At 46.2% G+C, this 20,454-nt stretch carries 22 protein-coding genes, 3 tRNA genes and 1 rRNA gene; 6 read left to right on the top strand and 20 right to left on the bottom strand.

What is annotated here, in order from left to right:
- Positions 1–12 precede the first annotated feature (12 nt).
- From C2758_RS00190 to C2758_RS00180, 3 genes are all read right to left on the bottom strand, one after another.
- Positions 13–88: transfer RNA gene (locus C2758_RS00190), tRNA-Ala, on the bottom strand.
- Positions 89–118: 30 nt separating this feature from the next.
- A tRNA-Ile gene (locus C2758_RS00185) sits at positions 119–195 on the bottom strand.
- Positions 196–252: 57 nt separating this feature from the next.
- A 16S ribosomal RNA gene (locus tag C2758_RS00180) occupies positions 253–1,785 on the bottom strand.
- Between the two features lie 493 nt (positions 1,786–2,278).
- Between C2758_RS00180 and C2758_RS00175 the strand changes: the two genes are divergently transcribed.
- Positions 2,279–2,938 carry a GNAT family N-acetyltransferase gene (locus C2758_RS00175; protein ID WP_215328336.1) on the top strand — a complete coding sequence of 220 codons (660 nt, stop codon included), beginning with the start codon at positions 2,279–2,281 and terminating at the stop codon, positions 2,936–2,938.
- Here the strand turns inward: C2758_RS00175 and C2758_RS00170 are convergent.
- Genes C2758_RS00170 through C2758_RS00160 form a run of 3 tightly spaced genes read right to left on the bottom strand, consistent with a single transcriptional unit; the run spans position 2,935 to position 4,589 of the window.
- A complete protein-coding gene (locus C2758_RS00170; RefSeq protein ID WP_371817702.1) occupies positions 2,935–3,276 on the bottom strand; it encodes a c-type cytochrome in 342 nt (113 codons plus the stop codon). The two genes, C2758_RS00175 and C2758_RS00170, sit on opposite strands and share 4 nt — an antisense overlap.
- Before the next feature lie 35 nt (positions 3,277–3,311).
- Complete coding sequence (locus C2758_RS00165) at positions 3,312–3,959, bottom strand: BON domain-containing protein (protein ID WP_215328335.1); 648 nt, start codon at positions 3,957–3,959, stop codon at positions 3,312–3,314.
- A 27-nt stretch (positions 3,960–3,986) separates the two neighbouring features.
- The gene (locus C2758_RS00160; RefSeq protein ID WP_215328334.1) at positions 3,987–4,589 is read right to left on the bottom strand and encodes a phosphoheptose isomerase; all 603 of its coding nucleotides are present in this window, start codon (positions 4,587–4,589) and stop codon (positions 3,987–3,989) included.
- A 106-nt stretch (positions 4,590–4,695) separates the two neighbouring features.
- On the opposite strand from C2758_RS00160, the gene rsmI reads away from it, so the two are divergent.
- Positions 4,696–5,598 carry a 16S rRNA (cytidine(1402)-2'-O)-methyltransferase gene (rsmI, locus tag C2758_RS00155; protein ID WP_215328333.1) on the top strand — a complete coding sequence of 301 codons (903 nt, stop codon included), beginning with the start codon at positions 4,696–4,698 and terminating at the stop codon, positions 5,596–5,598.
- 43 nt (positions 5,599–5,641) lie between these two features.
- On the opposite strand, the gene C2758_RS00150 is transcribed toward rsmI, so the two are convergent.
- Positions 5,642–5,878 carry a hypothetical protein gene (locus C2758_RS00150; RefSeq protein ID WP_251369207.1) on the bottom strand — a complete coding sequence of 79 codons (237 nt, stop codon included), beginning with the start codon at positions 5,876–5,878 and terminating at the stop codon, positions 5,642–5,644.
- 105 nt (positions 5,879–5,983) lie between these two features.
- Between C2758_RS00150 and C2758_RS00145 the strand changes: the two genes are divergently transcribed.
- From C2758_RS00145 to gcvH, 4 genes are all read left to right on the top strand, one after another.
- Positions 5,984–6,059: transfer RNA gene (locus C2758_RS00145), tRNA-Arg, on the top strand.
- An 81-nt stretch (positions 6,060–6,140) separates the two neighbouring features.
- Entirely contained in the window at positions 6,141–7,283 is a 1,143-nt protein-coding gene (locus C2758_RS00140) for a fatty acid desaturase (RefSeq protein ID WP_251369206.1), read from the top strand.
- A 41-nt stretch (positions 7,284–7,324) separates the two neighbouring features.
- Positions 7,325–7,510, top strand: a complete 186-nt coding sequence (locus C2758_RS00135) for a hypothetical protein (RefSeq protein WP_041396810.1) — start codon at positions 7,325–7,327, stop codon at positions 7,508–7,510.
- A gap of 138 nt (positions 7,511–7,648) precedes the next feature.
- Positions 7,649–8,044 carry a glycine cleavage system protein GcvH gene (gene gcvH, locus C2758_RS00130; protein ID WP_371817724.1) on the top strand — a complete coding sequence of 132 codons (396 nt, stop codon included), beginning with the start codon at positions 7,649–7,651 and terminating at the stop codon, positions 8,042–8,044.
- Here the strand turns inward: gcvH and priA are convergent.
- The 13 genes from priA to C2758_RS00065 form a co-directional block, all read right to left on the bottom strand.
- Complete coding sequence (gene priA, locus C2758_RS00125; RefSeq protein WP_256441923.1) at positions 8,041–10,158, bottom strand: primosomal protein N'; 2,118 nt, start codon at positions 10,156–10,158, stop codon at positions 8,041–8,043. The genes gcvH and priA overlap by 4 nt on opposite strands.
- A 281-nt stretch (positions 10,159–10,439) precedes the next feature.
- Positions 10,440–11,552 (bottom strand): uroporphyrinogen decarboxylase, encoded by a 1,113-nt coding sequence (gene hemE / locus C2758_RS00120; RefSeq protein WP_215329962.1) that lies wholly within the window; start codon positions 11,550–11,552, stop codon positions 10,440–10,442.
- A gap of 9 nt (positions 11,553–11,561) precedes the next feature.
- Entirely contained in the window at positions 11,562–11,978 is a 417-nt protein-coding gene (locus tag C2758_RS00115; RefSeq protein WP_215328331.1) for a F0F1 ATP synthase subunit epsilon, read from the bottom strand.
- Positions 11,979–11,999: 21 nt separating this feature from the next.
- Positions 12,000–13,400, bottom strand: a complete 1,401-nt coding sequence (gene atpD, locus C2758_RS00110) for a F0F1 ATP synthase subunit beta (protein ID WP_215305618.1) — start codon at positions 13,398–13,400, stop codon at positions 12,000–12,002.
- Between the two features lie 55 nt (positions 13,401–13,455).
- A complete protein-coding gene (gene atpG / locus C2758_RS00105; RefSeq protein ID WP_215328329.1) occupies positions 13,456–14,325 on the bottom strand; it encodes a F0F1 ATP synthase subunit gamma in 870 nt (289 codons plus the stop codon).
- 17 nt (positions 14,326–14,342) lie between these two features.
- Complete coding sequence (atpA, locus tag C2758_RS00100) at positions 14,343–15,884, bottom strand: F0F1 ATP synthase subunit alpha (protein ID WP_215328327.1); 1,542 nt, start codon at positions 15,882–15,884, stop codon at positions 14,343–14,345.
- A 45-nt stretch (positions 15,885–15,929) separates the two neighbouring features.
- Positions 15,930–16,466, bottom strand: coding sequence for a F0F1 ATP synthase subunit delta (locus C2758_RS00095; RefSeq protein WP_215328325.1), 537 nt, complete (start codon positions 16,464–16,466; stop codon positions 15,930–15,932).
- A gap of 1 nt (position 16,467) precedes the next feature.
- Positions 16,468–16,938 carry a F0F1 ATP synthase subunit B gene (locus tag C2758_RS00090; RefSeq protein WP_215328323.1) on the bottom strand — a complete coding sequence of 157 codons (471 nt, stop codon included), beginning with the start codon at positions 16,936–16,938 and terminating at the stop codon, positions 16,468–16,470.
- 63 nt (positions 16,939–17,001) lie between these two features.
- Positions 17,002–17,268: a F0F1 ATP synthase subunit C gene (gene atpE, locus C2758_RS00085; protein WP_028818346.1), complete on the bottom strand. Its 267-nt coding sequence runs from the start codon at positions 17,266–17,268 to the stop codon at positions 17,002–17,004.
- Positions 17,269–17,311: 43 nt separating this feature from the next.
- Complete coding sequence (atpB, locus tag C2758_RS00080; protein WP_215328322.1) at positions 17,312–18,202, bottom strand: F0F1 ATP synthase subunit A; 891 nt, start codon at positions 18,200–18,202, stop codon at positions 17,312–17,314.
- Between the two features lie 34 nt (positions 18,203–18,236).
- Positions 18,237–18,725 (bottom strand): ATP synthase subunit I, encoded by a 489-nt coding sequence (locus tag C2758_RS00075; RefSeq protein WP_215328320.1) that lies wholly within the window; start codon positions 18,723–18,725, stop codon positions 18,237–18,239.
- Positions 18,726–18,758: 33 nt separating this feature from the next.
- Complete coding sequence (locus C2758_RS00070) at positions 18,759–19,649, bottom strand: ParB/RepB/Spo0J family partition protein (RefSeq protein WP_215328319.1); 891 nt, start codon at positions 19,647–19,649, stop codon at positions 18,759–18,761.
- 23 nt (positions 19,650–19,672) lie between these two features.
- On the bottom strand, positions 19,673–20,443 hold the full coding sequence (locus C2758_RS00065) for a ParA family protein (RefSeq protein ID WP_215328318.1): 771 nt from the start codon (positions 20,441–20,443) through the stop codon (positions 19,673–19,675).
- Between the last annotated feature and the right edge of the window lie 11 nt (positions 20,444–20,454).

Genomic DNA, 20,454 nt, shown 5'->3' with positions numbered 1-20,454 from the left:
ACATTTAGATGATGGTGGAGGATGACGGGATCGAACCGACGACCCCCTGCTTGCAAAGCAGGTGCTCTCCCAGCTGAGCTAATCCCCCAACGTCCCACTAAGTCTTGTTTCTGGCTGGTGGTGGGTCTGGTAGGACTTGAACCTACGACCCCTGCGTTATCAACACAGTGCTCTAACCAGCTGAGCTACAGACCCGTGGCTTTTATTGTCAACCGATAAGTGTGGGCACTAGGATTCAGCATCTTTCTCTAGAAAGGAGGTGATCCAGCCGCACCTTCCGATACGGCTACCTTGTTACGACTTTACCCCAGTCATGAACCCTGCCGTGGCAGTCGCCCTCCTTGCGGTTAGGCTAACGGCTTCTGGCAAAACCCACTCCCATGGTATGACGGGCGGTGTGTACAAGACCCGGGAACGTATTCACCGCGACATTCTGATCCGCGATTACTAGCGATTCCAGCTTCACGTAGTCGAGTTGCAGACTACGATCCGGACTACGATGCATTTTCTGAGATTAGCTCCCCCTCGCGGGTTGGCAACCCTCTGTATGCACCATTGTATGACGTGTGAAGCCCTACCCATAAGGGCCATGAGGACTTGACGTCATCCCCACCTTCCTCCGGTTTGTCACCGGCAGTCTCTTTAGAGTGCTCTTGCGTAGCAACTAAAGACAAGGGTTGCGCTCGTTGCGGGACTTAACCCAACATCTCACGACACGAGCTGACGACAGCCATGCAGCACCTGTGTTCACTTTCCCTTACGGGCACCTAATGTATCTCTACTTCGTTAGTGACATGTCAAGGGTAGGTAAGGTTTTTCGCGTTGCATCGAATTAATCCACATCATCCACCGCTTGTGCGGGTCCCCGTCAATTCCTTTGAGTTTTAATCTTGCGACCGTACTCCCCAGGCGGCTGACTTCACGCGTTAGCTACGTTACTCAGAATGTAAATTCCGAACAACTAGTCAGCATCGTTTAGGGCGTGGACTACCAGGGTATCTAATCCTGTTTGCTCCCCACGCTTTCGTGCATGAGCGTCAGTGTTATCCCAGGGGGCTGCCTTCGCCATTGGTATTCCTCCACATATCTACGCATTTCACTGCTACACGTGGAATTCTACCCCCCTCTGACACACTCTAGCTATACAGTCACAGGCGCCATTCCCAGGTTAAGCCCGGGGATTTCACGCCTGTCTTGTATAACCGCCTGCGCACGCTTTACGCCCAGTAATTCCGATTAACGCTTGCACCCTACGTATTACCGCGGCTGCTGGCACGTAGTTAGCCGGTGCTTATTCTTCAGGTACCGTCATTCCCGGACTGTGTTAGAGCCGGTGTTTCTTCCCTGACAAAAGAGCTTTACAACCCGAAGGCCTTCTTCACTCACGCGGCATTGCTGGATCAGGGTTTCCCCCATTGTCCAAAATTCCCCACTGCTGCCTCCCGTAGGAGTCTGGGCCGTGTCTCAGTCCCAGTGTGGCTGATCGTCCTCTCAGACCAGCTACTGATCGTCGCCTTGGTGGGCTTTTACCCCACCAACAAGCTAATCAGGCATCGGCCGCTCTAATCGCGCGAGGTCTTTCGATCCCCCGCTTTCCCCCTCAGGGCGTATGCGGTATTAGCACAGCTTTCGCTGCGTTATCCCCCACGATAAGGTACGTTCCGATGTATTACTCACCCGTTCGCCACTCGCCACCAGGTACAAGTACCCGTGCTGCCGTTCGACTTGCATGTGTAAGGCATGCCGCCAGCGTTCAATCTGAGCCAGGATCAAACTCTTCAGTTTAATTCCTGTGATCCTTGCGGATCGTCGCACTCATTCAAAAGAAATTGACTTGGTAATAAAACCAAATCTTTTTACTGTCTATGAGTACTATTTATTTACATCTGTCCCGAAGGACTTGATGCTTTCACTTAGTACCCACAATTATCGGTTGACTAATTTTTAAAGAGGGCTGCGCGCTTTGAAATTCATAAAACGTTGCAGCAGAGAGATGAGACTTTATACCCCTTTTGAGGGTCCGTCAACACCTTTCGTAGTCTTTTTCTATAAAAAAGCGATGTTTTTTCCTACTTTTTAAATAAACCCATGTAGAACAAGGGGATGGAGGGCGAAAATATTTTCAACTTTTTTTAAAATATACGGGTTTTTATGGATAAGGCGGAGAATTTGAGGCAAGCGTTTAGTTTTTACTCCCTTTATTTCTCTTTTATGTCTGTATCCCTCTATGCCTAGGGAAAACCCTGTAATAAGCTGCTGTTTCTGCTAGTATGTTGCTATGCACAATAAATTAGCGAACAGTCACTTACCCAGCAAGCCCTATGCGGCTGGCTCAACTGTGCCTGTTCGTGAATTACATGCGGCCCATAGAGAGCGCATTCTTCAGCATCTTTTGCTGCTGAATGAAGAAGATCGTCGTCTTCGCTTCGGCACTCAAACCCCTGATGAGGTTATTCATCGCTATGTAGAGGGGCTTGATTTCCAGAGAGATGCGATATTTGGCAGCTTTGACTCCCAGCTAAACCTGATTGGCATGGCTCATTTAGCGTATCTACCCGAAATAAAAGGTCAGCCACTGGCTGCCGAGTTTGGTGTATCAGTTCTACCTAATGGCCGAGGGCAGGGCATTGGTAGCGCTTTATTGGCCCGCGCATCGGTGCACTCACGCAATACCCGTATCGAAACCTTATTCGTGCATTGCCTAGCAAATAACCGGGCGATGATGCATCTTGCGCAAAAGGCGGGCATGCTTGTTGAGTACGCCCATGGAGATGCTGATGCTTACCTGAAATTACCGCCTGCAAATTCAGGCACGATTGTTGAAGAGGCTGCCAATGAGCAGTGGGCTGACTTTGACTATGCACTTAAACAAAACTTTAAGCGCTCAAATGATGTGTGGTCCTGGTTTATTGGAAAGCCAGTAATTCGCCCCACTTAATTTGCGCTAGGCGCTCCGCGCAAAATCCAGCCAGCCAATAAAGATACATCGGCATCACTCAACTTTGCATTTGCTGGCATTGGTACAACACCCCAAGATCCCGAGCCACCTTTAATAATTTTGTTTTTTAGAAATACAATTGCGCCAGGGTCATTTGCGTATTTTTTTGCAACGGCTTGAAAGCCAGGGCCCACAATTTTTTTATCAAGCGCATGACATCCCAGGCAAGCATTTTGCTTTGCAAGTAAAGCCGCCTTTGTATCATCACTAGATGCCCTTGCACTTAGCGAACATAGTAATAAGACGGTAGTGAGTACAAAAGATTTCAGGTGTTGCATAGATAAATTCATTACTCACTTTACATCAAACAACCTTACTGCTTTGGCATTGAGTTTGGCTGCGATTCGTCTGCCTTACCTTGTTTTTCTAGACGCGTTTTTTCTGCATCAGAAATAATATCGAAGTAGACGTACACATCTTTTACACCATCAACATTACTAGCAACTTTCTTAGCAATCGCTGCCTCATTTTGCGTCAGGATACCCATCAAGTAAACACTACTGCCTTCAGCAACAATTCCCATTGAATTCGATGGCAGCTTATCTGTAAAAATCATTTGGGTTTTGATTTTGGATTCGAGGTAAGAGTCATTCGCACGAGCTGTAAAGGTGCTATTTGGTCCAATGACTAATTCATTAAAGACAGAGCGGGCGTTTTTCATTGCCTTCACAAAGGTGCCGGCCTGGCCCTTAATATCGGCATCTTTCACCTCACCGGTTAACAATACCTTTTGATTGAATGATGTCACGTTAATGTGCGCATTATCACCATAGCGCTTGGCTAGAGCATTGCCGGCCTCTAACTCAATACCCTTATCAATTGCCTGCACAGCTGGAGAACGGCGATCAGCTAATACGCTTGCACCTGCCACAACGCCGCCAACAGCTAGTACGCCACAACCAGATAGGAAGGAGGAAATCAACATCGCGGTAAGTAATTTGATGATGAGAGTATTTCGCATATACGTACCTTTTTATTAATGAATTTATTAATCGAGCAATAAATGATCTACGCCATCGCATAAGGCATGAAGTAAAACTAAATGTGTTTCTTGAATACGAGCAGTGCGAGTGGAGGGCGCGCAGAGATGAATGTCATTAGCGTCTAATAAGCCGGCAATCTTTCCACCACCGTTACCAGTCAAGGCAACAATCTGAATCCCCATTTTTTTTGCAGCCTCAATTGCTCTCACTACGTTTTTTGAATTTCCTGAAGTGGAGATGCCAATTAAGATGTCACCTTTTTTTCCGAGACCGCGCACTTGCTTAGCAAAGATTTCGTCATAGCTGTAGTCATTTCCTACAGCAGTCAAAATGGATGTGTCTGTAGTCAGTGCAATCGCAGCCAACTCTTGTCGCTCTCTCTCAAAGCGACCAATCAGCTCAGCAGCGAAATGCTGCGCATCAGCAGCTGATCCGCCATTACCGCAAGCCATTACCTTTCCGCCAGCGCGTAGACAATTTGTCATGGCGACTATGCCGAGAGCAATCTGCTCAGGAAGTATTTTTTCAGCGGCTTGCTTTACAGCAATGCTGTCTAGAAAATGTTGGGATGCGCGAGCGCGCAAACGTTCGAGAGTATCTTTATCCATCACATGATTATGCGCCATAGTTCAGACAACCTGCCTACGCTACCCATGATTTCAAAAGCAACGTATTCTCTTACTTATTAATACTATTTTGCAAAAGATTGCCCACATGGAATTAAGCTCCTTTGACTTTTTAAAACAACAGGATCTGCCAGCTGGTGCTCTATACATGGTTGCCACGCCAATTGGCAATTTGGGTGACATTACCTTGCGTGCACTGCATGTGCTTAATTCAGTAGACGGTATTGCCTGTGAAGATACGAGGCATAGCGCACCTCTGCTCCAACATTTTGGCATTCAGAAGAAATGTGTCGCTTTGCATGAGCACAATGAAATTACTGGTGCGCAAACCATTATTGAGCGCCTCGCTCAAAATGAACGCTGGGCTTACATTTCAGATGCCGGTACACCCGGAGTATCAGATCCTGGCGCAAGACTAGTGAACGCAGTAGAAAAGGCTGGCTTTCGCATTATTCCTATTCCTGGTGCAAGCGCGGTTTCTACTGCTATTTCTGCTAGTGGCTCTGTCATGCTGCCATCAGAAGGGCGCTTTCAGTTTCTTGGCTTCTGGCCAAATAAAGCAAAAGAGCGGATTGCCCTTATCCAAGATATTCGCAGCAATTCAAAAACGAGCATCTTTTTTGAATCACCACATCAAATACGCGAGACCCTGATAACGCTAAGCAAAGAACTAGAGGCCGAGCGACGGGTAATAGTAGGCAGAGAGCTGACCAAAAAATTTGAGCAGCTGGTGACACTTACTGCTACAGATATTCCGGGGTGGCTTGAAAAAGCAGAGAGCCTCAGGGGTGAATTTATTATCTTAGTGGCTGGCCGCCAAGCCAACGCGGACGAGGCTCCTGAACATTCGGCGCTCTTGCTATGGGCTAATGCCCTAAGCCCTTACTTAGGCAGCAAAGAAATTGCTGCCGTGCTCGCTCAAACGCTTGGGCTGAGCAAAAAAGAGGCGTACCAAGTTGCACTAGATGCAAAAGGTCAAAACGAAGAGTAATAAAAAGCTGGCATCTAGCCAGCTTTATCGAGAGCGTTAAACCTTATTTAGTCGCTGGGGCAGCCTCTTTGGACTCCGCTGGAGCGCTAGCATCCTGGTAATTCAGTTGTGCAACAGGTTTAATCAACTGCTCAGCAGAAGCAGCGGCATCGGTACGTTTACCGTTATTTACATATACCAATAGCAACAAAATGATGATCAATGGCACAAAAAAGGTGGCAAACACCGTAATGATCAGCTGTTTAGGGGTTTTAATGATGCTGCCGTGCGCTTCGCTCATAGGACTTTTATAGTTTGACGGGTTTTAGGATGATTCTGAAGGGATTATAACGAGAGCCTAAGGATATAGGCACTTACAATGGCGTAGTTAACGAATTTTATACAGGCGCCCGTAGCTCAGTGGATAGAGTATTGGCCTCCGAAGCCAAGGGTCGCAGGTTCGATTCCTGCCGGGCGCACCAAAACAGAGGGGGTTTTGACCTACATCATGCGTGAATTCGTGAAAAAGGCTATCATTTCTCCCTAACTTATTGATTCTTATCATGTCAAATCATTTAAATTCTGCTCTATCCGAACCATCTATGGCTAATCCTTTGGCTCCAGATCTTCCATTGCCGCACCGAAAAATTATTCGTGGCTGGTTGATCCCCATGGCTCAAGGTGAAACAGCAAAAGCAATTGCCTTACTAGCAGTGGATGCTGTTTTATGGCTTGCCTGTATCGCTGGAACTATTTTCATTGAGAGCGTGTTGATCAAAATTGCATTGGGCTTAGTTGCCGGTTTTGTCACTGGTCGCATCTTTATCTTAGGTCATGATGCTTGCCATCAAAGCTACACACCGCACCGCGAACTTAATAAAGTGCTTGGTCGCATTGCATTCTTACCGTCTCTAACCCCATATAGCTTATGGGATGTAGGCCACAACGTTGTTCACCATGGCCAGACTAACCTCAAGGGCTTTGACTTTGTTTGGGCTCCATTATCAAAAGCAGAATTTGATGCACTTCCTGCTTGGCGCAAAGCCGTAGAGCGCCTCTACCGTAGTGGCTGGGGCCCTGTTTTCTACTACCTCATTGAGATCTGGTGGAGACGTGAGTACTTCCCGAATGCAAAAAACAAACCTGGCGACCGTCCAATTTTCTTAAAAGACAACTTACTAGTGACTGGCTTTGCCATTATCTGGATTGCTTGTCTCATTGCCGGCGCTCTCGCTACTGGTCAATCTGTTTGGCTTGGCCTCATCACTGGTTTTGCTCTTCCCTTCCTTTTCTGGAATGGAATGATTGGTTTCGTGGTCTATGTTCACCATACCCACACCTCAGTCTCTTGGTATGACAAGAAGTCTGAGTGGTTGCGTGCCCAGCCTTTTGTATCTACCACAGTGCATTTGACCTTTAATTGGATTTGGGGCTCTTTAATGCACCACATCATGGAGCACACAGCCCATCACGTAGACATGAGTGTGCCCCTATATCGCCTTCAGGAGGCCCAAAATACCCTGGAAACCATCCTTCCAGAGCGTATTTTTATCCAAAAGTTCTCTTGGGCATGGTATTTCGAGACGGCTCGTAAGTGCAAGCTCTATGATTTTGAAAATAAGGCTTGGCTCGATTTTGATGGCAATAAAACAGCCGATTCGGTACGAGTTGTTTTGAGCCCAGCCCCAGCGGGACAAAACGGGTAAAATAGAGTCTCTGTACAAGATTAGAATTGCCCGGATTGCCCATGACTACTTCGACTCCAGCTGCTACCCAAGAAACTTCACAGAGCCTTAAGTTCTGCTCCTCATGCAGTCGCGAAAAGCGTCTGGAAGGTGGCACCTGGATCCCAACAAGCAATCGCAAGCAGCGCTGGATTTGCGCAAGCTGTTTATACAACCGTACACACCGTACGGGCTCAGCAAAAACCTAAAACTTAACTCCGCTTTAACAGCTCGGGATTGATCAATGCCCGACATAGAGATTAGTTTGGCACTCTGTACAAAATGTCGACTTAGGTTATTGGCTGGGAACAATCGCCACGTCGTCACCTACATAGTCCACAGGATACATAATGAAAACTCAAGACACATTTAAATTCGCAGAAACACATGAGTGGGCTAGCATCGAAGATGATGGATTAGTTTGGGTGGGCATTAGCAATCACGCGCAAGAAGCTTTGGGTGATGTCATGTTTTTCCAAGCCCCAAAAATAGGCCAACAAGTAAAGCAGGGCGAAGCTATTGCTGCGATAGAGTCCGTTAAAGCGGCGAGCGATATTCATGCTCCCATCAGCGGTGAAATTGTTGCCCTCAATGGAGAGGTAGATATCAGCCCTGAGGTGGTGAATACTCAGCCGTATGCAGTTTGGTTATTTAAAATTAAACCAACATCTCCTGAGATGCTGAGTACTAACCTAAGTGACTTAATGTCGCTCACACAATACGAGTCTAGCGCTGGTACTTAGATGGCAATCGGATCGCGCTCTACCAACCATCGAATACGTGATGTTTTACTAATTCTTCCCGTGGAATCTTGGCGTAACTCTTGATCAATTATTTCAAGCGTTTCTTGTAATAGTTTGCGATTGCCTGACTCGATTAATAATTGGGCACGCTCTGCACCCGCCACTCGCATGACTGGCTTAGGCACTGGGTCATACACCTTGAGCTCTCTCGTAATCAGACCCCGAGTTTTTATACGCGCCTTGAGTTCATTTAAAAACTGAATCGCTTGATCTAGGTTTTTACCTTCGGCATGAATGAGTGCTTGATATGAGTAGGGCGGTAGTTTTGCCTCTTCGCGCTCTTTAGCAGTAAATGCTAAAAATCCATCAACATCGTGTCTTAATAAATACTGAAATACAGGTGCCTCTGGGTATTGCGTCTCGATATAAATATCTCCCCCAGCCTCACCTTTGATGCCCGATCTTCCTGCACGCCCGGCTACTTGAACTAACTGCGCAAACAATCTTTCGGCCGCTCTAAAGTCTGCCGAATAGAGTCGACTATCTGCGTCTAACACGGCGACTAATCCAATGTTTTGATAGTCATGCCCTTTAGCAATCATTTGTGTACCAACGACGATGTCAACATTGCCATCATGTATTTCTGCAAAGAGCGCTTCTGCTCCTTTACTCTTTCTGCTTGAGTCTGTATCGACCCGCAGCACTCTCGCTTGTGGCCACATTTCTTCAATGGCATCTTCTAATTTTTGAGTCCCATGACCAAGCGTTTTAAGATCTGCATTTCCACAATCAGGGCAAAACTGTGGAATGGGTTTTACCAATCCACAGTGGTGACAATTCAATACTGATCTTTTACTTAAAGCGCCGGCCTTATGCATTACCGTATAGGTAGAGCATTGCGTACATTTTGATAGCCAATTACATGCTGAGCAACTCAGTACCGGAGCATAGCCGCGCCTATTAATCAAAATCAAACTTTGTTTTTTTTCTGCAAGTGCCCTGCTAATAGCATTTGCAAGTGTTTTTGTAATCAGACTTTTTTGCTTGGGCACACCTACATCGCCTGGGCTAAATTGATTTTGTGGATCACGCGTATTAATTAAGTGCACGCTAGGTAGGGCTGCACCCTGAGCGCGCTGATCAAGTCGAATATTTTCATAGCGCCCTGATTGAGCGGCTAACCAAGTTTCTAGCGAGGGCGTGGCAGAAGACAAGAGGATGGGAATTTTTTGATCATGCGCTCGCCAGATTGCTAAATCTCTTGCCGAATATCGAGTCCCATCTTGCTGCTTATAAGATGGGTCGTGCTCTTCATCCACCACGATGGCGCGTAAATTAGGTATTGGCGTCAAGGCCGCTAGCCTGGTTCCTAAAATAATTTGCGCCTTGCCTGTCATTGCATCATACCAAGCGGCGCCTCGTTTCTTTTCGCTGACACCGCTATGTAACACCGCCATTTTTTTATCTGGGAAGTAGGCTCTCACGCGTCTTTCTAGTTGTGGAGTTAAGTTAATTTCTGGCACTAGTAAAAGTACTTGTGCACCCTCTTCTTTAAGTGTGTTTGTAAGCCAATTTAGAAAGACAGCTGTCTTGCCACTCCCCGTTTGGCCTTGTAATAAGATCGCCCTGAATTGTTTTTCTTTTTTACCATCTGCTAGTAGTTGACATAGGGCGACCTTTTGATCGGAATTCAATTGCTCTACCGTGATCAAGCCTTCCGCCACTGCTACAAGCTTTTTTTTACCTTTTTTGTCTGCAGATTCTATTTTTTTCGGTATTTTTTCCCATTCATCTGCTTTTTTCCACATCTGCGGTATGACCGGCAATGCGGTTTCCCCTAAAGCGTGGATGTAATACTGACTGGTAAAACTCATTAATCGCAATAAAGCGGGGTCCAATACTGGAATTGGCGCAAGGCGATCTACGTATTTGAGCCTTCCTATCTCATAATCGGAGTGATTACTAACTCTTACTATCAACCCAATTTCTTTTGACCTAGCAAAGGGCACCTCAACCACGTTACCAATTTCAGGTAATTTGCCCAACTTTTCAATATCCCATAGGTAGTCAAAGCCCTGCACTAAAGGCTTATCTACTACTACCTGTACTACGATAGGCCGAGGATCATTTACTAAAATTTGTTATTACACCCTGTGGATAAGTCTGTGGATATCATTTGTTGCTTTACGTTTCTATAGACATTTTATAGGAATGCCATCTTGGGCAGAAAATCAATATTTTATTAATTTCCAATATAAATCAATAACTTACAGATGTTTAATAAAGTAAAGTTTGATAATTCGTATGAATCTCACTGTATTTTTAATTTTGCACATTTCTGTGCATAACTTTTACCAAAATACTGGCCTAAGTTAGCAATTACTTATAGCTATTGCTATGTGCGCAAGGCTTTTGAGTGATTGATTACGGCTTCGGAAAGCGCCGCCACATTTTCGGGTGGGGTAAATTGGTTAATGCCGTGCCCCAGATTAAAAATATGGCCATCGAGGGGATGCAGTCCGGGCTTTAACGCAGGGGCACTCGCTAAGTCATTCAACAGGCCCTCAGCAGCAGCTGTAACTTGTTTTGGTTCTGAGAACAAAATTAGTGGATCTAGATTACCTTGCAAAGCCAGTGGTTTGTTGATGTCTAAAAGCTGCTGACGAGCGTGACTTAAGCGCATTGTCCAGTCGATTGCAATGACATCTGCCCCAATTTGCGCCATGTCATTTAACCAAATACCACCACCTTTTGTGAACATAATGATTGGAATCTTGCGTCCCTCATGTTCACGAGGTAACAGTGCAATCACTTTTTGCATAGCGGCCAAAGACATGCGCTGATACCAACCGTCGGGAAGCAAGCCACCCCAGGTATCAAAGATCATTAGCGCTTGTGCACCCGCCTTTACCTGCTCAACTAAATAAGCAGCCACCGACTGCACATTAATCTCCAGAATATGCTCAAGCAAATCTGGGCGGCTAAACATCATAGTCTTGGCATGACGAAAATCGTCAGAGCCTGAACCATCAATCATGTAGCAAGCCAATGTCCATGGGCTTCCAGAAAAACCGATCAGCGGTACCCGCTGTTTGCCATCCTGAATCAGTGCCTTGCGAATTTCTGATACAGCATCAAAAACATATTTGAGCTGATCCATATCCGCAACGCGTAATTTTTTTACAGCTTCTTCCGTACGAAGGGGGTGATCAAAGCTGGGGCCTTCACCTGCTGTAAATTTCAGACCCAAACCCATTGCATCTGGAATGGTCAAAATATCTGAAAACAAAATCGCCGCATCTAATGGGTAGCGATCTAGTGGCTGGAGTGTTACTTCAGTTGCATAGGCTGGATTTTTAGCTAGGCCAAGAAAGCTTCCAGCTCTTGCGCGGGTGGCGTTGTACTCTGGCAGGTAGCGACCAGCTTGGCGCATGAGCCAAAGCGGGGTTTGATCAACCGCTTCGCCCAGGCAAGCTTTTAAAAATCGGTCATTTACCAGCAAGGAAATGTCCGACTCTTACTTTTTACGACGAAAACGTGCAATAGCAGCCAGCTGGGCCGCTGCCATAGCAAACTCTGATTGAGCTAAGGCCAAATCAAAGTCCGTACCACGATTTCGCATTGCTTCTTCAGCGCGCTTCTTGGCTTCGTTTGCTTTAGCCTCATCTAAATCATGACCGCGAATAGCAGTGTTTGCCAATACAGTGACATGATCAGGCTGAACTTCTAAATAGCCACCTGCAACGAATACAAACTCTTCGTCACCATCAGCTTTTTCAATACGAACTGAACCTGGGCGAATGCGTGTAATCAAAGGAGTGTGGCCGCGTAAGATACCGAGCTCACCATTTTCTCCAGGAAGCGCTACAAACTTGGCTTCACCGCTGAAAATAGATTGCTCAGCACTCACTACATCGACGCGTATGGTTGACATAATTTCCCTAGATGAATTCGATTAAAGCTTCTTAGCTTTCTCGATGGCTTCATCAATTGAACCCACCATGTAGAACGCTTGCTCTGGCAAGTGATCCAATTCTCCGCTGCAAATCATTTTGAAACCACGGATAGTTTCTTTCAATGGAACGTATTTTCCTGGTGAACCAGTAAATACCTCAGCAACGTGGAAAGGCTGGGACAAGAAACGTTGTATCTTACGTGCACGTGAGACAGCTAATTTGTCTTCTGGTGACAACTCGTCCATGCCCAAAATAGCAATAATGTCGCGCAACTCTTTGTAACGCTGCAGAGTCATCTGAACTTCACGAGCGACATCATAGTGCTCTTGACCAACTACTTGTGGGTCAAGCTGACGGCTGGTTGAGTCCAGCGGATCAACCGCTGGGTAAATACCCAAAGCAGCAATATCACGTGACAACACTACTGTGGAGTCCAAGTGTAAGAAGGTTGTAGCTGGCGATGGATCGGTCAAGTCATCCGCAGGAACGTAAACGGCCTGAATAGATGTAACGGAACCGGTCTTTGTTGAAGTAATGCGCTCTTGCAACTTACCCATCTCTTCAGCCAGTGTTGGCTGGTAACCCACAGCAGATGGCATACGACCGAGCAGGGCCGATACTTCAGTACCGGCGAGTGTGTAACGATAAATATTGTCAACGAAAAACAAAATGTCACGGCCTTCGTCACGGAAAGCTTCGGCCATTGTCAAACCAGTCAAAGCAACGCGCAGACGGTTGCCAGGAGGCTCGTTCATCTGACCAAACACCATCGCCACTTTATCTACAACATTAGATTCCTTCATCTCGTGGTAGAAGTCATTGCCTTCACGAGTACGCTCACCAACACCGGCGAACACAGATAAGCCTGAGTGCTGCTTAGCAATGTTGTTAATCAATTCCATCATGTTCACGGTCTTACCAACACCTGCACCGCCGAATAAACCAACCTTACCGCCTTTAGCAAACGGGCAAACTAAGTCAATAACCTTAATACCGGTTTCCAATAAGTCAACGGATGGTGAGAGTTCATCAAACTTTGGTGCTGGCTGGTGAATGGCACGACGCTCTTGGGTAGCAATAGGACCTGCATCGTCAATTGGGCGACCTAAAACGTCCATAATGCGGCCCAGTGTAGCTGGACCAACAGGAACAGAAATTGGAGCGCCAGTCGATTTCACTTGCATACCGCGACGCAATCCATCGCTAGCACCCATAGCAATTGCGCGAACTACGCCATCACCAATTTGTTGCTGAACTTCAAAGGTCAAACCTTTTTCAGCAAATGATTTTTCTCCGCTCTCAACTAATGTCAAGGCCTCATAAATGTTTGGCATGTTGTCACGTGGGAACTGAATGTCCACCACTGGACCGATACACTGCACGATATTTCCGTTACTCATCGCATTTCTCCGCTTTTAATTCCTGAATTCTTTCGTATTCCTAAACGCTGACCGCTTAAACCGCAGCCGCTCCGCCAACAATCTCTGACAACTCTTTAGTAATAGCAGCCTGTCGTGTTTTGTTGTAAACCAACTGTAATTCACCAATCACATTCTTCGCATTATCTGAAGCGGCCTTCATTGAGACCATTCGTGCAGATTGTTCTGAAGCCATGTTTTCAGCAACAGCTTGATAAATCATTGCTTCTACATAACGCTTGAGCAAGCCATTCAAGACGGACTCCGCATCAGGTTCGTAGATGTAATCCCAAGAATTTCCCGCCTTCTCTTCTGGAGTCAATGCAACTGGTTCCAGCGGCAAGAGTTTTTCTAAAACAGGCTCTTGTTTCATTGCATTCACAAAGCGGTTATATGCCAAATAAACGGCATCAATTTCACCGCGCTCAAACGCTTCTAACTGGACAGTAATTGCGCCAATCAACACATCCATGTGAGGTGTATCGCCAATTTGAGTTGTTTGAGAAATCAGCTTTGCTTTGGAACGATTCAAAAACTGGAGGCCTTTTGAGCCGATGGCAGTGTATTCAATATCAATATTGCTGCCTTGCATATCGCGCGCTTGGTTTGCAATCAAACGCAATACGTTGGTGTTTAGTCCACCGCATAAACCTTTGTCTGTTGTAACCAAAATCGTGCCAATTTTCTTTACATCACGAGTTGCCATGTAAGGAGGGCGGAACTCAGGATTTGCTTTTGAAAGATTGGCAACAATCTCACGAATTTTTTCGGCATAAGGGCGCGCATTACGCATGCGCTCTTGGGCGCGACGCATCTTGGATGCAGCGACCATTTCCATTGCCTTCGTGATCTTGCGCGTATTTTGTACGCTCTTGATCTTAGATCGTATCTCTTTTGTACTTGCCATGATTTATGCGAGCCCTCTTAGAAAGAGGCTGAACGCTTGTAATCCTCAATCGCGGAACGCAAAGCAGCTTCATCCTCTTTGCTCAAGTCTTTGGTCTCTTCAATACGGCCAATTAAATCAGCGTATTTTGATTTCAAATGATCTTGCAAGCCTTTTTCAAATGCTAGTACATGCTTTACTTCAAGATCATCAAAGTAGCCGTTGTTCATGGCATAAAGTGAGGCAGCCATTTCCCAAACCTGCAAAGGCCTGTACTGCGCCTGCTTACACAACTCAGTAACACGCTTACCACGCTCAAGTTGCTTACGCGTTGCATCATCAAGATCAGATGCAAACTGAGCAAACGCTGCTAATTCACGATACTGAGCTAAGTCGGTACGAATACCGCCAGACAATTTCTTAATCACTTTAGTTTGAGCTGCACCACCAACGCGTGACACAGAAATACCGGCGTTAATCGCAGGACGTACACCAGCGTTAAACAAGTCGGTTTCCAAGAAGATCTGGCCGTCAGTAATCGAAATCACGTTGGTTGGAACGAACGCAGAAACGTCACCAGCCTGAGTCTCAATAATTGGCAGTGCAGTCAATGAGCCTGTCTTACCTTTTACTGAACCGTTTGTAAATTTCTCAACATATTCAGCATTTACACGAGCAGCGCGCTCAAGTAAACGTGAGTGGAGATAGAACACATCGCCAGGGTAAGCTTCGCGGCCTGGTGGGCGACGCAAGAGCAAAGAAATCTGACGGTATGCAACAGCTTGTTTTGTTAAATCGTCATACACGATCAATGCATCTTCGCCACGATCGCGGAAGTATTCGCCCATTGTGCAACCTGCGTATGCTGAGAGGTACTGCATCGCTGCAGACTCAGAGGCACTAGCCGCTACAACGACGGTGTATTCCATTGCGCCTAGCTCTGTGAGCTTACGAACTACGTTAGCAATCGTAGAAGCTTTTTGACCGATCGCCACGTAAACGCAATAAACGCCTTTACCTTTTTGGTTAATGATCGCGTCAACCGCAACTGCTGTCTTACCTGTTTGACGGTCACCAATGATCAATTCGCGCTGGCCACGGCCGATTGGAACCATTGCATCAATCGCCTTCAAACCAGTTTGAACTGGCTGGCTAACAGATTGACGTGCAATCACGCCTGGTGCCACTTTTTCGATAAAGTCAGTTAACTTGGTATTGATTGGTCCTTTGCCATCAATCGGCTGACCCAGTGCATTTACAACGCGGCCGAGCAACTCTGGGCCAACTGGAACTTCCAAAATACGGCCAGTACATTTAACTGAGTCGCCTTCTTTAATGTGGGTGTACTCACCCAACACCACTGCACCAACTGAATCACGCTCAAGGTTCAGTGCGAGGCCGATTGTGTTATTGGGGAACTCCAACATCTCGCCCTGCATAACACCAGATAAGCCGTGTACGCGGCAAATACCGTCGGTCACTGAAATTACAGTGCCTTCGTTGCGAAGTTGGGAATCAACACCCATTTCGCTAATTCGGCTTTTGATCAGTTCGCTGATCTCGGAAGGGTTGAGTTGCATTACTTACTCCTGGGTCTTATTTCGTATGTTCTTAATAGGGATAACTTATGCGCCAAGACTTGCTTGCATTTGAGCTAACTGTGCCTTAACTGAACTATCCATTACCTCATCTCCAACTTGAATGCGAACTCCGCCAATCAACTCTGGATCTACTTGAATAGTTGGGCGCAATTCTTTGCCCCCAAAGCGCTTCTTCAAACTTGACAACAAATCATTTAACGCAGAACCCTCTAACGGGAATGCGCTAGTAATCATTACTTCTGCTGCACCTTCGCTCTGATTCTTCATTGCCTCAAACTGAAGAGCAATTTCAGGCATAGCTGATAGGCGATGGCTTTGGTTTACAAGACTTAAAAAACTGGCGACTTTGCTATCCAGCTTAGTCTTCACCATGCCGGAGAGCAATTTGCTGACGTCGTCTGCTGATACTTTTGGATTGTTTGATAAAGCAGCAACTTCTGGCAATGCAGCAAGCTGCGCTAGTTCATTCAGCTGCTCTAAACAAGTAGCAAACTCAGCAGGCTGAGCACTTTGAAAAAGTGCTTCAGCATAAGGGCGTGCAATCGTGGCTAATTCAGCCATATCAAAGTTCTGCCTTTAGTTGATCCAGCAATGTGCCGTGGGCTTTTGCATCCACCTCACGACGCAAAATTTGCTCTGCGCCTTTCACAGCCAACACAGCGACTTCAGCGCGCAATACTTCGCGGGCACGAGTGACCTGTTGATCTGCGTCTTGCTTAGCTTGAGAAATAATGCGGGCTGCTTCTGCTTGTGCATTTGCGCGAATTTCTTCAGCGGACATTTGTGCACGTTTTTCTGCTTCTGCAACACGCTGCACACCTTCTTGGCGTGCTTTAGATAATTCTTGCTCTGCTTCATTGCTTGCTAATGCGAGTGCTTCTTTACCGCGCTCGGCGGCAGCTAAGCCGTCAGCAATTTTGCTTGAACGCTCATCTAACGCCTTAACTAGCGGTGGCCACACAAAACGTGCAACAACCCACCATAAGACGAAGAAAACGATCATTTGCGCGAATAGGGTCGCGTTCAGATTCACGATATTCCTTTCAGTATTGTTGAGAACGGTTGGATGACCCGGTGGTCATCCACGCCAAAACAATTACTTAATAACTGCGAGCAGTGGGTTTGCGAAAGCAAACAACATTGCAACGCCAACGCCGATCAAGAATGCAGCGTCAATCAAACCTGCCAAAAGGAACATCTTGGTTTGTAATTCATTGATCAATTCTGGCTGACGGGCAGCGCCCTCAATGAACTTACCGCCCATTAGGCCAATGCCCAAACAGGCTCCCAATGCGCCGAGGCCGATGATGAGGCCGATACCGATAGCGGTTAGTCCTTGGATGTTGGCTAAGAATGCTTGCATGTTTACTCCTAAGTATTGAAAGTGAGGTTAAAAATAAAAAAAATTAATGGTGACTGTGGGCTTGCCCAATGTAAACCAAGGTCAACATCATGAAAATAAATGCTTGCAACAGAATAACTAGGATGTGAAAGATTGCCCACGCGGAGCCTGCAATCACATTGCCGACGAAACCAAGCATGTATAAATCTAGGTTAAAGGTCCACATGCTTCCCAGGAGGGCGATGAGCAAAAATAATAGCTCGCCCGCATACATGTTGCCGAACAGTCGCATGCCAAGGGATACGCCCTTAGCGATATATTCAATGATGTTCAAAATCAGATTGAAAGGCGCCAGGTACCACTTTGCACCAAAGGGTGCCGAAACCAGTTCATGCAAAAAGCCTCCGAGGCCTTTGACTTTGAAGCTGTAGAAGAACACCAACAGGAGAACTGAAAAAGATAGGCCGAAGGTGGCATTTAAATCAGTGGTAGGTACTATCTTGTGATGAGGAACATGAACTCCGAAACCACCGATGAATTGGTTAACCCCGAAGATCCAATCTACCGGCACCAAATCCAAGGTATTTAAAAGAATAATCCAGCAAAAAACAAACAGGGCCAGAGGAGCAATAAAGCTTCTATCGCCATGAACAATGCTTTTGGTCTGGTTATCAACCATCTCTACCAGCATCTCGATCAAACATTGAAAGCGGCCAGGAACGCCAGGCGATGCCCTTCGCGCGGCAATCAACAGCAGAAAAACTGTGATCAACCCCATTACCGAGACCCAAAAGATGGTGTCTAAATTAATGATGCTGAAATCAATAACTGAGGTTTGCGGCCCGCCAATATTATTGAGGTTTTGTAAGTGCTCAGCAATATAAGCAGTCGGTGTAAGCGGTTCGCTGGCCACTTGATGGGCCGCCCCTGCTGCTGCGTTGACTTCGCTAGACATCTCTAAACTTGTCCTTATATATATTTACCACCTGTTACTTCCAAAACCACACTAGCAAATAACATTTGAGCGTAGCCAAATAAGTGACAAGCAATGGAATCCATTTCAAATCAGGCTGCTTCAAGGCAAAGCCAATAAACAGGAGAACGGTTGCTAGAATTTTTATAAATTCGCCAGAAACCACTGCTGCTAAATATCCGCCAGGGCTTGATTTTACATTTTTTTTTGCCGCCTCTAAGCGCACCAAAAATAATGCTGAGGGTAAAAACCCAATCAAACCGCCTACTAAAGCCGAATAAGTATAAACGCTTTTGTCAGCCTGGTTAGAAAAAACAAAGCAGGCAGAAGCAATCATCAAGGTTAGCACTACCTGACTTAAAACAATCCACCAAGAATTCATTGACCTAAAATTCTGCGGCTTTGCCTTACGCAATACATCCATTTCCTCTTTGCTCAGGGCTTTATAGGAGTCATTATCGATTTCATCCCATTGATACCCTGGAGTTGGCTGTTCTTTTTTCACAAAATTCATTTCTCGAGGCGAACTAAAAGGGCTTTAGTCTGCCCGAATACCCAATTTTTTTAAGAGGGAATCCAACTCATCAAATTGGCTAAAGCGGATTCTAAGCTCGCCACCTTTATCCTTAAACTTAAATTCTGCACTTAAGCCTATCAAATCAGCAATTTCTTGAGTTAAGCGACGCATATCTGGATCGCGGCTTGGTGCGCCGCCCTCCGCCTTGGTTTTGGCTTTTTTATCCCCAATTTGGCCGCCAGCAAGCGCTAGGGCAGTAGCCATTCTTTCGGCCTCACGAACGGATAGGCCCTGGGCAGCGATTCTTTGCGCCAAGGCAACTTGGCTTGCCCCGGGCAAAGGCAATAAAGCGCGGGCGTGACCCATATCAATGTCGCCCGCCAAGAGCATGGCCTGCACTGGTTTTGCCAATTGATTTAAACGCAATAAATTGCTTACAGCGCTACGTGACTTACCCACCGCTTTCGCCGCTTGCTCATGCGTAAAACCAAACTCTTCAATCAACCTAGCAAGACCTTGAGACTCTTCAAGCGGATTCAAATCTTCGCGCTGCATATTCTCAACTAAAGCCATTGCAGCGGCAGCCTGATCATTGGCGCCAGAAACTAATACAGGCACCTCTTGTAAACCGGCCAAAGTGGCCGCACGAAAGCGACGTTCGCCTGCAATGATTTCGTATTTACCAGGCGCAACCAAGCGCACCAACAAGGGCTGCATCACACCTTGCTCACGAATACTTTCGGCCAACTCTTGCAATGCACCTGCTTCCATTTTTTGACGTGGCTGATATTTACCAGCCTGCAATGCGCTTAATGGCAAACGATTAATTTCAGTTGTAGTTTCTTTTTGTGCCTTATCGCCGAGAAGCGCCTCTAAGCCACGACCCAAACCTTTTTTCTTGATTGCAACCATAATATTTTTATTGTTCCTAGGTTTTACATTTGCTTAATGCGCTCAATCATCTCAGCGCCAAACTCTAAATAGGCTTTGGAGCCCCGTGATGTCTTATCAAACGCCACCCCAGGAAGACCATAGGACGGGGCTTCGGCCAGGCGGACGTTGCGGGGAATGATGCTCTTAAATACTTTATCGCCAAAGTGCTCAAGTAGTTGATCAGAAACTTGTTGTTGCAAAGTCATGCGCGGATCAAACATCACGCGCAATAAACCAATAATCACTAAATCAGGATTTAAGTTTGCGTGAACTTGCTTAATCGTGTTCACTAAATCCGACAGGCCTTCTAATGCAAAGTATTCACATTGCATTGGTACGATCACGCCATTCGCTGCACACAATCCATTGAGCGTTAACAAAGATAGTGCTGGGGGGCAGTCAATCAAAATAAAGTCATAGTCATTCGCAACAAGAGCAAGCGCATCTTTCAATCTTTGTTCGCGCGAATCTAAATCTACCAACTCAATTTCTGCGCCTGCCAAATCGCGATTTGCTGGCAACACATCGTAGCCAGAACTCTCGCAGGGCACTGCAGATTCTTTTACTGTCGAAAGACCAATCAAGACTTGATACACGGTACTGCTAAGATCTGCTTTTTCAATTCCTGAGCCCATCGTCGCATTACCTTGTGGATCTAAGTCCACCAACAGGACACGTTGCTGGTGTCCAGCTAAACCAGCAGCCAAATTGACAGCGGTAGTGGTTTTACCAACACCGCCTTTTTGATTTGCAATACAGAATATTTTGGCCATAATTTTTCTTA

The organism is Polynucleobacter sp. AP-Sving-400A-A2 (assembly GCF_018688155.1).
GTDB lineage: Bacteria > Pseudomonadota > Gammaproteobacteria > Burkholderiales > Burkholderiaceae > Polynucleobacter.
Note: the sequence above shows the minus strand (reverse complement) of the source record. Positions and strands in the feature narration are given on the sequence as shown.